Genomic DNA, 12,697 nt, shown 5'->3' with positions numbered 1-12,697 from the left:
TTCACTGACGCGTGCGCCAAGGGGTGCGTGCGGGTGGTGCTGCTCAGTTGCGCGCGGCGGCCGGCTTGGCACCGTTGACCGCGGGAGGGGCGGCGGCGGGGCCGGCGGCAGGGGCCGCACTGCCGAGCGCGTCCAGCGGGAGCTGGCCCAGGCCCAGCGAGTTGGCCTGGTCGAGCAGCTGCTGGAGTCCGCCGGACTGCGGGCCGCCGGACGCGATGAGCCGCATCAGGAGCGCGGACACCGTCAGGTTCTGGACGCCGCCGCTCCCGAGGGAGCCGAGCACCCGGGTGGCGTCCTCGGTGAAGCGCGACGATCCGTCCAGCCACGGCCCGGCCAGCGCCTTGACGGCGTCGGAGCTGTCCACGAACGCGTCGACGCTCTTGCCCAGCGACATCGCGCCGACCACCCGGTCGAAGAAGACGCTCTCGCCGCCGACGATGCTGATGGTCGCCGACTCCAGGCCGGTGGCGAGCACCGTGGCCTGCGCCTCCGCCACCTGGCGCTGCATGTCCAGGCTCGCGAGCCGGATGTCCTTCTCCGCCGCCAGCCGCAGCCGGTACTCCTCGTGGCCGCGTGAGGCGTCGTCGAGCGCGGCCATGGCGGCGGCCTTGTCGGTGAGCCCCGCGGCCTCCTCCTTCAGCCGGCGGCCGATGCCCTCGGCCTCGACGGTGTTCTTCTCCCGCGCGACGGCCGCCTCCGCCAGTCCGACCTTCTCGATCGCCTCGGCGCTGCGCTCCCGCACCTCGACCTCGGCGAGCCCGGCGGCGGCCGCCTCGGCCCGCATGCCCTCGGCGAGCCGGATCTTGGCCTGGGCGTCGAGCTCGGACGCCTGCTTGCGGGACTCGGCCATGGTCAGCGCCTCACGCGCCCGGTGGGTCGCGGACTGCTCGGCCGCCTCCGCCGCCTTGATGTCCTTGACGAGCTTCTCCTGCGCCTGGCCCTCGGCCCGCACGATGAGCGCCTGCCGCTCCCGTTCCGCCTCCTGCACCAGCCGCAGCGCCTTGATGCTCTCCTCCTGCTCGGCGACGGTGCGGTCGACGGCGATGCGCTCGCGGATCACATCGGCGACCTCGCGGCGTTCCGCCTCGACCTCCTTGTCCTTGGAGATCCGGGACAGCTCCGTCTCGCGCTCGCGGGCGATGACCTCCAGCAGCCGGTCCTTCTCGATCCGCTCGTTCTCGACGGCGATGACCCGTTCACGGTTCTTCTGCGCCACGGCGATCTCGCGGCCCTGGTTCTCCCGCTGGATGCCGAGCAGCTCCTCGGTCCGGATGAACGCGCCCTGCGAGCCGAGCCGTTCCTCCTCCTGGACGCGCATCGTGGACGACTCCTCCTTGGCACGGAGTGTCTCGACCTCCCGGCGCTGCTTGATCTCGGCCTCGGCCTGCCGCCGTTCCAGCTCCAGGATGGTCTCGCGGGCCTCGACGTTCTGCCGGGTGATCTCCTTCTGCTCGGTGCGCTGGAACTCGTTGGTGCGCACGTGCTCGATGGCGGTCAGCTCGGTGATCTTCCGGATGCCCTGCGCGTCGAGGATGTTGGCGGCGTCCAGCTGGGTCATCGGGGTCTGTTCGAGGAAGTCGATCGCGGCGTCCTCGAGGTGGTAGCCGTTCAGGTCGGTGCCGATGACCTGGATGATCTGGTCGCGGAAGTGGTCGCGCTGGGTGTAGAGGTCGACGAAGTCCAGCTGCTTGCCGACGGTCTTGAGCGCCTCGGAGAACTTCGCGGCGAACAGCGCCTGCAGCGTCTCCTGGTGGCTCGCCCGAGCCGTACCGATCGCCTGGGCGACCTTGATGACGTCCTCGGTGGTCTTGTTCACGCGGACGAAGAACGTCAGGTGGATGTCGGCGCGGATGTTGTCCTGGCAGATCAGGCCCTCGCGGCCGGTGCGCTTGATCTCGATCGTCTTCACCGAGATGTCCATCTGCTCGGCGTTGTGGAGGATCGGGAGCACCACGGCGCCGGTGAAGGTGACGTCCACGTGCTTGGTCCTGGAGATGATCAGCGCCTGGCCCTGCTCCACCTTGCGGAAGAGCCGGCTGACGGTGAACACCACACCGAGCGCGATGAGCAGGAGGACGGCGATCAGTACGCCGATCCCTATGGCGGTGGCATCCATGGCGGATCCTCAGTCGAAGAGTGCGGAGAGTGTTCGGTGGTGGATGGGGCGGTGGGCGGTGCGGGACATGACGGGGTGTCACGTGTCGTCGGACACGTGTCAGGTGAGGGATCGGGGTGGCGGCACGGGCTATGTGACCGGGCTATGTGACCGGGTCGAAGGGTGCGACCCAGAAGAACTCGCCCGCCGGCTCGTACTCGTAGAGAAGTGCGGTGCTCCCGGAGGCGAAGGTGTCCTCACCGGTCTGCCGGACCTGGACGACCGCGGACGAGCCGTCCGGCGCGGTGACTTCGGCCTGGCCGAAGTCCGTACCGACCCGCCCGGTGCGGATGACACACAGGCTGCCGACGAAGTCCTCCCGCGAAGGCGGCCGCACCTCGGGGAAGAGCCGGCGCAGCGGCCGCACCAGTACCCAGGTCGCGGACCACGCGCCCGCCAGGGCCACGGCGAGGACCGCGATGCCGAGCAGGACGCGGACGGGCCCGTGCGCGCCGGTGCCGTCCAGCAGCGCGCTGCCTGCCAGGCTCACGAACCAGGCGACGGTGGTCAGCAGCGAGAGGACGACCGTGACCGGCACCCCGTCGAGCCCGGCAGCCGCCAACAGGCCCTCGCCGCCGGGGTCGTGGCCATCGTGATGGCCACCGTCGTTCCCGTGTCCCCCATGACCGTGACCGTGTCCCCCATGGCCCTGACCGTGTCCGGCAGGTCCCGCGTGGCCGTGGGCGGAGACGCCGCCCATCAGTGCCAGCAGCCAGAAGCCGATGACGACCAGGAGCGCGAAGCTGAACAGGACGGTCGGGAACGCCAGCGCAGTTCTCACGAACTCCCCCATGGCACTGACCCCCCGATTCCCAACCGTCCGTCACGGGAGATGGTGGCACCGGGTGCCGCGCGGCCACATTGCCCGATCCCGGCAGTCTTGACGCGTCTCTGACGTCCTACTAACGCCCCTGGGGCCCTGCCGCCTCGCCGGCCTCGCCGGCCTCTCCGGCTTCGACGAACCGATCAACAGCCCGTCCTACAGCGGTCGTTGCGGCCAGTCCAGCAGACGGGCGCCCAGCGCTGCCGTCTCCAGGGTGTAGCGCTGGAGGGCGTCGTCGGGGTCGAACCCGGTGAGGGCCGCGATGCGTTCGATGCGGTAGCTGAGCGCCCGGACGCTGAGATCGAGACGGCGGGCCGCCTCGGCGCCCACATAGCCGGCGGCCGCGTACGCCCCCAGGGTCTGCAGCAGCGGCAGAGCGCCGCCGCGGGCCTCCTCCAGCGGGCCGAGCACGGCCCGTACGAGGTCGGCCATCGCCGCGCGGTCACGCATGAGGACGGGGAAGACGAGCAGGTCCGCCGAGTTCAGGACGCGGGCGTCGAGGCCGAGGCGGTCCCCGAGGTCGAGGGCGCTGAGCGCCTCCTCGTAACTCCGGACCACCCCGCCGGGACCTCCGTGGGGGCGGCCCAGCGCCACCCGCACCTCGCCGGCGAGCTTGACGAAGGCGTCCAGGACGGCCTGTTCCGAGGCGGGCGCGATGCACACGAACCGGCCGCCCTTGGTGGCGAGCAGCACATCGTGGTCGCCGAACCGTCCGGTCAGGTCCCGTTCCACGCGGTGGACGAGGGGATGGCCGTCGTCGTACGCCTCGGTCCCGGTGGCGACGGCCACCACATGGCGGCCGGCCAGCCGGAGCCCGAAGCGCTCGGCGCGCTCGGCCAGCCGCCCCGGGTCGCTGCGCCCGTACAGCAGATCGTCGACGAACTCCCGGCGGGCGGCTTCCTCCTTGCGGACCGCGAGCCGGTGCGACCGCTCATGCCCTTCGGCGAGTGCCGCCACCCCGGCCTCCACCGCCGCGAGGACGGATTCGCCGACGTGGCGCAGATCGGCCGCGCTGCGGGCCTCGGCGACGCCGGGCAGCGCCGACCAGGACCGGCGGGTGGCACCCAGATAGGCGTCGACCAGCTCCCGCAGGCCGTAACCGGCGTCGGCGGCCCGCTCCCCCAGCTCACGGCGGGCCTCACGCTCGTCGCGGCGCAGCGCGCGGCCGCTGCGGGAAATGTCGGCGAGGAGCTCCTCGTACCCGTCCACGTACTCGGGCGGTATACCCCGTGCTGCCACTGCGCGTCCCCCGCCACTACCGCGAACTTCCGACGCCCGGCTTCCGGGCGTCAGGAACCTATCAAGACTGCCGGAATCCGGAAGGGCGGACCCGCTACGAGGTGTGGGTGTGCGCCTCGGGTGCGGGGGCCGGCTTGGCGTCCGCGGGGGTGGCCGTGGCGGCGGTCGCGGTCGCGGCGGCGTCGTCGGCCTTCAGCGCACGCGCCTCGGACTTCAGGATGCGCATGGACTTGCCGAGACCGCGGGCGGCGTCGGGCAGCTTCTTGGAACCGAACAGCATGATCAGAACCAGCGCCACCACGATCAGGTGCCACGGCTCCAGCCCGTTTCGCAACACGGGGATCCTCGCTTCGCGTAGAGATGGGCCAGGGGTGCCCGGGGATATGCGTCGACTGTCGCATTGTCACCCGGACGTGCGTCCAATCAGCCCCTCAGTGCTCAAAGCATCGGCAAAGGCTGGGCATACCTCCGATGACGCCGGCGGCCGGTCCGGGGGTGGCCCAGCGGCTCGTCAGGCCTTGGCCAGGCCCGGCTCACGTCCTGGTCGGGCCTTGCTCAGGGCCCTGCTCAGGCCCTGAGCAAGGCCCTGGTCAGGCCCGTAGGAAGGCCAGGACCGCCAGGACCCGGCGGTGGGTCTCCTCGGCGGGCGGCAGGTCCAGCTTGCTGAGGATGCTGCCGATGTGTTTGCCGACGGCCGCCTCGGAGACCACCAGCTCACGGGCGATCGACGCGTTCGACCGGCCCTCCGCGATCAGCCCCAGCACCTCGCGTTCCCGCGCGGACAGCCGCTCCAGCGGATCGCGCCGGCGGCGCAGCAGCTGGCGGACGACCTCCGGGTCGACGACGGTGCCGCCGTCCGCGACCCGGCGCAACGCGTCGAGGAACTCCTCGACCTGGCCCACCCGGTCCTTGAGCAGATAGCCGACGCCGGACCCGTCGCCCGAGTCGAGCAGCTCGGCGGCGTAGCTGTGCTGCACGTACTGGCTCAGGACGAGCACCGGCAGCGACGGGCGCTGTGCGCGCAGCGCGACGGCGGCGCGCAGCCCCTCGTCCTGCAGGCCGGGCGGCATGCGCACATCGGTGACGACGATGTCCGGGTCGTGCTCGGCGACCGCCGCCATCAGCGCCTCGGCGTCCCCGACCGCCGCGACGACCTGGTGCCCGAAACGCGCGAGCAGGCCTACCAGCCCTTCGCGGAGCAGGACGCTGTCCTCGGCGAGCACGATGCGCAGTTCTCGTTCCACGCGCTGGATTCTGCCAGCCGGCGCGGACCGGACGGAGGCCCAGCGGCCTCGGAGGTAGGGCCAGGCATACCCGAGGACTCCGTCCTGCCGTGCTGTGCGGGCGGCCCGCCGCCGATTGGCTGGAGCGCATGCTGAACATCGCGCTGCGCACCCTCCGCGCCCGCTGGGCCACCTTCGCCGGCAGCTTCGTCGCCCTCGCGCTGGGCGTCGGCCTGATCGCCACGATGGGCCTGGCGCTGGCCGCCACCCTCAATGCCCCGCACCGGGCGCCCGAACGGTTCGCGGCGGCCCCGGTGGTCGTGCGCGGCACGGACACGCTGCGGGTCACCACCGCGCACGGGGTGCGCGAGAAGCGGCTCGACCGCCCCCGGCCGGTCCCGGCGGCCACCGCCGCCGCGCTGGCCCGGCTCGGGCGCACCGTCCAGGACCGTACGTTCCCGGTGCGTGCGGACGGCACCCCGGCCGGCACGGTCGGCCACGCCTGGTCGGCGGCGGCCTTCACCCCCTACCGGCTCACCGCCGGCCGCGCGCCCGCGACCCCCGGCGAGATCGTGACGACGGGCGGCTGGGCCGCACCGGGCGCCCGAGTCACGCTGCACACCCCGGACGGTGTCAGCGCGGCCCGGACGGTCGTCGGCACCGTCGTCAGAACTGTCGTCGGAACGGCTCCGGACTCGGGTTTCGAGGACCCGGGTTTCGAGGACCCGGGTTTCGAGGACCCGGGTTTCGAGCACGCGGGTTTCGAGCACGCGGTGTTCTTCACGGACGCGGAGGCGGCGCGGCTGGCGCCCCGGATCGACACGGTCGTGGTGTACGCGGACCCGGCCGCCGTACGGGCCTCCGCGCCCGGGGACCTGGACGTCCTCACCGGTGACGACCGGCGCCGGGCCGATCCCGACCCGGACCGCGACAGCGAGGCGCTGACGACGGTGAACGCCCTGCTGGGAACGGCCGGCGGGGTCACCGGGTTCGTGTCGGTGTTCGTCGTCGCGTCGACGTTCGCCTTCGCCGTGGCGCAGCGGCGGCGGGAGTTCGCCCTGCTGCGGGCGGCCGGTGCCGCGCCGCGGCAGCTCCGGCGGCTGGTGATCGTCGAGGCCGCGGTGGTGGGCGCGGTGGCCTCGGCGGCCGGCTGCGTCCTGGGACGGTTCGGGGCGCCAAGGCTGGCGGCGTGGCTGGTGGACGCCGACATCGCACCGTCCTGGTTCGCGATCGGCGGCGACGCGTGGCCGTACTGGACGGCCTTCGGGACGGGGCTCGGCGTCGCGCTCGCGGGCGCCTGGGCGGCGAGCCGCCGGGCCGGGCGCGTGGGTCCGATGGAGGCGCTGCGCGAGGCCTCGGTCGACCGCCGCACCATGACGGCCGGGCGCTGGGTGGCCGGCGGCGGACTGCTGCTGCTCGGCCTCGGCCTGCTCGTCCGGCAGGTGCTCACCGATCCGTCCGACGCGCTGCACCGCAAGACGTACACCACCCAACCGATGCTGCTGATCACGGCGTTCGCGCTGCTCGCACCCGTCGTGGTGGGGCCGCTGACGAAGGCGCTGGCCTGGCTGCCCGCTCGGCTGCCGGGCATCGCCGGCCGGCTCGTACGGGAGAACGTGCTGGCCGGGGTGCGGCGTACGGCGGCCGTCGCCGCGCCCGTACTGATCACCGTCGCCCTGGCCGGGTCCCTGCTCGGGGTCACCGCGACCGTCAACGCCGCCAAGGCGGCGGAGACGCGCGCGCAGTCGGCGGCCGACTTCGTCGTGACGTCGGATGCCGGCGGCCTCGACGCGGCGACCGTCGCACGGGTCCGCGCACTGCCCGGACTCGACGCGGCCGCCATCGCGCCGACCACCGTGTGCCGGCTGGAGGACGGAGTGGCGCTGGTCAAGGACGAGGCCCGTGCCGTCGACCCGGCCGCCCTCGCCGCCGTGACGAACCTCCCGGTGACCGCAGGAAAGGTCACCGATCTCGACGACCGGAGCATCGTCGTCAACGAGGAGTGGCCCCAGCACACCGTCGGCAGCCAGGTGGACGTCTGGCTCGGCGACGGCCGGCGGACGTCACTCCGTATCGCCGCCGTGCTGCGCACCGGCACGGGCGGCAACGGCGCCTACGTCACCCCGCTCAACGCGCCGGGCGCGTCCCCCGACCGGATCGACGTCCGGCTCCGGGCGGGGACGGACGCGGGCCGGGCGGGGACGGACGCGGGCCGGGCGGCCGGCGCGGCAGCCGCGCTCCGGGCCGCCGTGGCGCCCGGCGGCGGTCACGTGCTGAGCAAGGAGCAGTGGCTCGCGGTGAGTTACCCGGCCACCAGCAGGCAGACCCGGATCGGCACTCTGCTGGTGCTCGGTATCGCCCTGCTCTACTCGTGCATCGCGCTGGCCAACACCCTGGTGATGGCGACCGCCGACCGCGTCCGCGACCTCGCCGTACTGCGCCTCGCCGGGGCCACCCTGGGCCAGGTGCTGCGCCTGGTGGCCGCCGAGGCCCTGCTCATCGTCGCGGTGGGCACGACCCTGGGCGCCGGCGTCGCCGCCCTGAACCTGCTGGGCGTCAAAGCCGCACTGGCCGCGCTGTCCGTACCGTCGTCCCCGGTCGTCATCCCCTGGACGGCCACCGGCGCCGCGGTGGCCGTCTGCGCCCTGCTCGCCGTGCCCGCCGCGGTGATCCCGGCCCGCCTGGCCCTGCGGGGGCGGGCGGTCGGGCTGGTGGGAGGGCGGGAGTAGCGGACGACAGCGCCGGGGCACACCATCCAGGCACGCCACCCGGGCTCAGTCCAGCTTCTTCCAATCGGGGCTCAGCGCCATCGACTTGAGACGGTCGATGGTGAACACCGGCGCGGTCCGGGTGGCGGGCTGGTGATAGCCGCCCGCGTTCAGCTCGGCGACGACGATCCGCCGGCCGTTGGGGCGCAGGATCTGGGCGACCCACCGCACGGTCCCGGCACCGCCCTTCTCCGCCGACCCCTGGGAGACCAGCACCCGGGTGCCGTCGGCGAGCTTCTCGCCGCCCGAGAAGAACGCCAGGGTGTCGGGGTCCTTGACCGGCCAGTGCTCCACGTTCACCTCGATCAGGGTCCTGCCGTGTCCGTCGTCCACGGTCACATGGGCGAAGCCCTCCGAGTCGTCCGCGTCACTGCGCTTCATACCGGCCGGGATCAGCCCCTTGAGAACGGCGCTGATCGCGGGGCCCGGCACCGAGGAGCTCGCCTCGGCGAGGGTGGGCGGGTCGGCCGGGGACCGGGTGGCCTGGCCGGCCGGGGCCCTGGACGGGCCGAGGGCGTCGAACACCGGCTTCCAGATCGTCATGTTCACCACCGCGGTCAGCTGCGCGGCGGTCAGCGGCGGGTCGGGCCGGGTGTCCGGGGCGCCCTTCTCCGCCGGGGAGTTCCACTCCATGGCGTCGACGACCTGGCCGTCACGGGTGGTCAGGGTGGCCCGCCAGTTCTTGGTGTTCACCCGGTGGTCCGGGTACTCGTACCCCTTGAGCAGGACGAGTACGGAGCCGTCGGCGAGCACGGACCGGTCGCACGAGTCGAACGGCACGTACACGCGGTCCGGGCACCGGGTACCGGCACCGGGGCCCACGCCCTGCCCCGAAGGTGCGTGGTTCAGGCTGACGCTGACCAGACCGGGGCCGTGTCCGTCGTCGTAGACGACTTCCGCGTACGGGGCGCCGATCGGGTCGCCGGTCCCTTCGGCTCCGGTACCGCGTCCCTGCTCACCGGTGGTCACGCCCGGTGGCAGCGCCGACTTGAGCAGGTTGATCATGTGCTGCGCGGTGACCCGCTCGCCCGACGCGACAGCGACCGAGCGCGGTCCGCCCTGCGCGGCCGGGTCCTCCGCGACGTGGTGTCCGGCCGAACCCGACATCCCGCCCGCCATCAGCCCCCCGACGGCGACCAGCGTGAGCGTCGCCGCACCGCCCGCGACCGCGGCCCTGCGGCGCAGCCGCATCACCCGGCCGCGGGCCGCACCACCGTCCACCAGCGCCCTGTTGTCGGTGAAGAAGGTGCCGGCGGTACCCCGTATGGCTTGGCCGAGATCATCCTCGAAGGGGTCCGAGGGCGCGAAGGGGTCGAAGGGCATGGGGAACCACCGTTTCGTATGGCGTATGGCGTATGGCGTATGGCGTATGGCGTGGGGGGCGTGGGGCGAGCGGCGTGGGGGCGTAGGCGTGGGGGCGTAGGCATGGGGATCGGTGGAAGTGGGAAGTGGGTGGCGTCAGTTCGCGGCGAATTCGGCAAGGGAGCCGCCGAGCAGTTCCCGCAGCTTCGCCAACGCCCTGACGGAACGCGTCCGCACGGAGCTGGACGAAGCGCGCATCGCGTCGGCGGTCTCCTCGATGCTGCGGTCCTCCCAGTACCGCAGCACCAGCACCGCCCGGTCCTTGGGCGCCAGCCGGCCGAGCGCGTCGAGGAGCGTCAACCGCAGCGTCGTGTCGACGCCCGCCTCACCCGGCACGTCCGGCAGGTCGGGGGTCGGGCGTTCGCGATTGCTGCGGCGCCGCTGGTGCGAGAGGAAGACCCGCACCAGGACGGTCTGCGCGTATCCGGCCGGGTTGTCGATCTTGGAGGCCCGCCCCCAGACCACAAACATCCGGCCGAGGGTCTCCTGGACGAGATCCTCGGCGAGATGAGTGTCACCGCTGGTCAGGAGGCATGCCGAACGGAAGAGGTGCCCCGCGCGGTTCGCGGCGAAGTCCAGATAGCCGTCCTCCTGCGTCTGCCGCATCCACCCCCCATTCGCCGTGTACACCTCATTGACGCGCCAGAGGTGCCTGAATGTTTCACGGCCCGGGAGGATTTCCGCAAGGTTCCCGACGGCCCGCTACGCGGCGACCGCCACCGATCCCTGGCCGAGCGCCGAGGCGAGGGCGGGGGCGAGGGCGGGGGCGAGCGCCGGGGCGAGGGCCGGGGCCGGAGCGACGGACGGGGCGACGGACGGAGCGGCGATCGGGGTGGTGGCCGGAGTGCTGACCGGCGCGGTGACCGGGGTGGCAGCCGCGATGGCCGTTGGTGCGTGGGCCGCCTTGGCGCCGCCCTTGGCGAAGACGATGACCCGCAGGGCGACGAAGCGGCCGACACCGGCGAGGCCGGAGGCCGACAGATACACGCTCTGCTCCAGCAGCGGACCCGGGTTCGGGTGCACCGCGTGCAGCACGAGCAGCGCGGCGGTGGTGAACAGGTAGCAGATCGCCGCGGTGGCACCGGACTTGATGTGGTCGCTCAGCTGGGCCCGACCGGCCCGGAAGGTGAAGCGGCCGTGCAGCTCGGTGGCCAGCAGGGTGGAGGCGACGGTCACCAGCGCGTTGGCGACCACCAGGGGCAGCGGGCCCGACAGCAGCAGCATGACGGCGCTGGACAGCAGCCCCACGCCCCCGCCGCACACGACGAACCGCACGAAGGCCGCGATCGGCCCGGTCCTGCCGGTTGGGTGGTCGGTGCTCCGCTCGATGCTCCCCGTGGTCTTCATGTCTCCAAGACTCCCGTACGCCACTGACAGCGCGCTGACTTCCGCTGACCGGTCACTGACCGCCCGCTGACACGGTGCCCGCCGAGCTGTCACGATGGGTGTGATCGCAGGAGGAATGCATGACAGAGGTGTTTCTACGGCGTCTGAGCCGGTGGCAGGCCGAGGCGCAAAGGGAGGCCTTCGCGGACCTCTACGTCGAGTCCTACCCCGGCGCCCAAGGCGAGGAGTTCCACAGCCGGCAGAGCTTTCTGCGGCGCTTCGCGGAGCATGTGCAGCACCCCGGATTCGATATGACGATCGCCGGCGACCCTGCGCTCGTGGGCTTCGCATACGGCTTTCCTCCCGATCGCGGCGGCGAGTGGTGGCAGGGATTCGTCGGTGGGGTCCCGCAGGACCTGGAGGAGCACACCGCGTCCGGCCAGGTCTTCGCTGTCGTCGAGCTGCTGGTGCTCCCCTCCCACCGCCGTCTCGGGGTCGCGGGCCGGCTGCAGGACATGCTGCTGTCGCGCAGCGACGCGGCCGTGGCATCCGTGCTGGTGGAGACGCCGAACGTGCCGGCGCTGGCCGCGTACCGGGAGTGGGGCTGGTCGAAGAACGGTGAGGTCCATCGCCGGCACGACCATGTGTTGACGGTGCTGGAATCGTGGAGCCGCAGCCTCGCGGATTAGCGGAGCCGGGGGTGGCGGAGCGGACAGAGGGGGCAGAGGGGGCCGAGGGACTGGCGTAGCGGCAGGGACCCGTGCGTCGGGGAGAGTCCGGCTGCCGGACCGTCGTCACGGCAGCACCGGACCGTCGTCACGGCAGCAGCAGGGTCTTCCCGACGACGTCGCGGGCCTCCATCGCCCGGTGCGCGTCGGCGGCACGCTCCAGCGGGAACGTCTGCCCGATGACGGGCCTGATCCGTCCCGCCACGGCCTCCGACAGCGCACGCTTCAGCAGCCGACGGGCGACGTCGGGCGCGAACTGCACCTGCTCGATACCGCGTACGGTCACCTCGCGCCGGCGCGCCTCCTCCGGGTCGACGGGCGCGAAGCCGCCGGCGGCCGCGCCGTGCGCGGAGAACTGGCCGCCGCGGGCGGTCAGTTCGAACGCGGCCAGCCCGAGCTCCCCGCCGACGCCGTCGTACACCATGTCGGGACCCGCACCGCCGGTCGCCCCGCGCACCCGCTCCTCCCAGCCCGGCAGCGAGTAGTCGACGACGGCGTGGGCACCCAGTTCGCGCAGCAGGTCCAGCTTCTGCTGGCCGCGAGCGGCCGCCACGACCCGTTCCCCCGCCGCCAGGGCCAGCTGCACCATGAGGATGCCCAGCCCGCCGCCGGCCCCGGTGACCAGGACCCACTCCCCCGGCTGCGTGCGGGCGGCGTCCGCCAGGCCCAGCGCGGTGGTGCCGTCGTGGAGCAGCGCGGCGGCCTCACGCGGGCCGAGCCCGTCGGGTACGGGGATCAGCGCGGCGGCGGGCGCCAGGGCCCGCTCGGCGTACCCCCCGCGGTCACCGACATGGACGGCGACGGACCGGCCGATCCAGCCGGGCTCGACGCCCTCGCCGACGGAGAGCACTCGCCCGGCCACCGCGCCTCCCGGCACGTACGGCGGCCGCACCGGCATGAAGTCCTGGGCCAGGCCCTCGCGGATCCGCGCCTCGAAGAGGATCACGTCGGCGGCCTCCACCCCCACGACCACCTCACCGGGACCGGCGACCGGATCCGGCAGCTGCGCCGTCACCAGCACCTCGGGACCACCGAACCGCGTCACCTGTACTGCTCGCACACCCATCACTCCC

11 protein-coding genes are annotated in these 12,697 nt (G+C 73.0%); 2 read left to right on the top strand and 9 right to left on the bottom strand.

Features of this window, described 5'->3' with window-relative positions; all coding sequences use genetic code 11:
• Nucleotides 1-43 precede the first annotated feature (43 nt).
• The 5 genes from C6N31_RS32430 to C6N31_RS32410 form a co-directional block, all read right to left on the bottom strand.
• The gene (locus tag C6N31_RS32430) at nucleotides 44-2,116 is read right to left on the bottom strand and encodes an SPFH domain-containing protein (RefSeq protein ID WP_138355851.1); all 2,073 of its coding nucleotides are present in this window, start codon (nucleotides 2,114-2,116) and stop codon (nucleotides 44-46) included.
• A gap of 142 nt (nucleotides 2,117-2,258) precedes the next feature.
• Nucleotides 2,259-2,936 carry a hypothetical protein gene (locus C6N31_RS32425; protein WP_307811570.1) on the bottom strand — a complete coding sequence of 226 codons (678 nt, stop codon included), beginning with the start codon at nucleotides 2,934-2,936 and terminating at the stop codon, nucleotides 2,259-2,261.
• Nucleotides 2,937-3,134: 198 nt separating this feature from the next.
• A complete protein-coding gene (locus C6N31_RS32420) occupies nucleotides 3,135-4,217 on the bottom strand; it encodes a PucR family transcriptional regulator (protein ID WP_138355849.1) in 1,083 nt (360 codons plus the stop codon).
• A 94-nt stretch (nucleotides 4,218-4,311) separates the two neighbouring features.
• A complete protein-coding gene (gene tatA / locus C6N31_RS32415; protein WP_138355848.1) occupies nucleotides 4,312-4,554 on the bottom strand; it encodes a Sec-independent protein translocase subunit TatA in 243 nt (80 codons plus the stop codon).
• 253 nt (nucleotides 4,555-4,807) lie between these two features.
• The gene (locus C6N31_RS32410) at nucleotides 4,808-5,440 is read right to left on the bottom strand and encodes a response regulator (RefSeq protein WP_138355913.1); all 633 of its coding nucleotides are present in this window, start codon (nucleotides 5,438-5,440) and stop codon (nucleotides 4,808-4,810) included.
• 149 nt (nucleotides 5,441-5,589) lie between these two features.
• Between C6N31_RS32410 and C6N31_RS32405 the strand changes: the two genes are divergently transcribed.
• Nucleotides 5,590-8,169, top strand: a complete 2,580-nt coding sequence (locus tag C6N31_RS32405; protein ID WP_198358817.1) for an ABC transporter permease — start codon at nucleotides 5,590-5,592, stop codon at nucleotides 8,167-8,169.
• Between the two features lie 45 nt (nucleotides 8,170-8,214).
• On the opposite strand, the gene C6N31_RS32400 is transcribed toward C6N31_RS32405, so the two are convergent.
• From C6N31_RS32400 to C6N31_RS32390, 3 genes are all read right to left on the bottom strand, one after another.
• Nucleotides 8,215-9,531, bottom strand: a complete 1,317-nt coding sequence (locus C6N31_RS32400; RefSeq protein WP_138359609.1) for a hypothetical protein — start codon at nucleotides 9,529-9,531, stop codon at nucleotides 8,215-8,217.
• A 135-nt stretch (nucleotides 9,532-9,666) separates the two neighbouring features.
• Nucleotides 9,667-10,176, bottom strand: a complete 510-nt coding sequence (locus tag C6N31_RS32395; protein WP_138359607.1) for a SigE family RNA polymerase sigma factor — start codon at nucleotides 10,174-10,176, stop codon at nucleotides 9,667-9,669.
• Nucleotides 10,177-10,272: 96 nt separating this feature from the next.
• Nucleotides 10,273-10,917 carry a GtrA family protein gene (locus C6N31_RS32390; protein WP_306665042.1) on the bottom strand — a complete coding sequence of 215 codons (645 nt, stop codon included), beginning with the start codon at nucleotides 10,915-10,917 and terminating at the stop codon, nucleotides 10,273-10,275.
• Between the two features lie 119 nt (nucleotides 10,918-11,036).
• Here C6N31_RS32390 and C6N31_RS32385 point away from each other — a divergent pair, with 119 nt between their 5' ends.
• Nucleotides 11,037-11,585, top strand: a complete 549-nt coding sequence (locus tag C6N31_RS32385) for a GNAT family N-acetyltransferase (protein ID WP_232485925.1) — start codon at nucleotides 11,037-11,039, stop codon at nucleotides 11,583-11,585.
• 127 nt (nucleotides 11,586-11,712) lie between these two features.
• Here C6N31_RS32385 and C6N31_RS32380 read toward each other — a convergent pair whose 3' ends face one another.
• Complete coding sequence (locus C6N31_RS32380; RefSeq protein WP_187144926.1) at nucleotides 11,713-12,690, bottom strand: zinc-binding dehydrogenase; 978 nt, start codon at nucleotides 12,688-12,690, stop codon at nucleotides 11,713-11,715.
• Nucleotides 12,691-12,697 lie beyond the last annotated feature (7 nt).

Origin of the sequence: Streptomyces fildesensis (assembly GCF_016107395.1) — a bacterium.
In the GTDB taxonomy this organism is placed as follows: Bacteria; Actinomycetota; Actinomycetes; order Streptomycetales; family Streptomycetaceae; genus Actinacidiphila; species Actinacidiphila fildesensis.
Note: the sequence above shows the minus strand (reverse complement) of the source record. Positions and strands in the feature narration are given on the sequence as shown.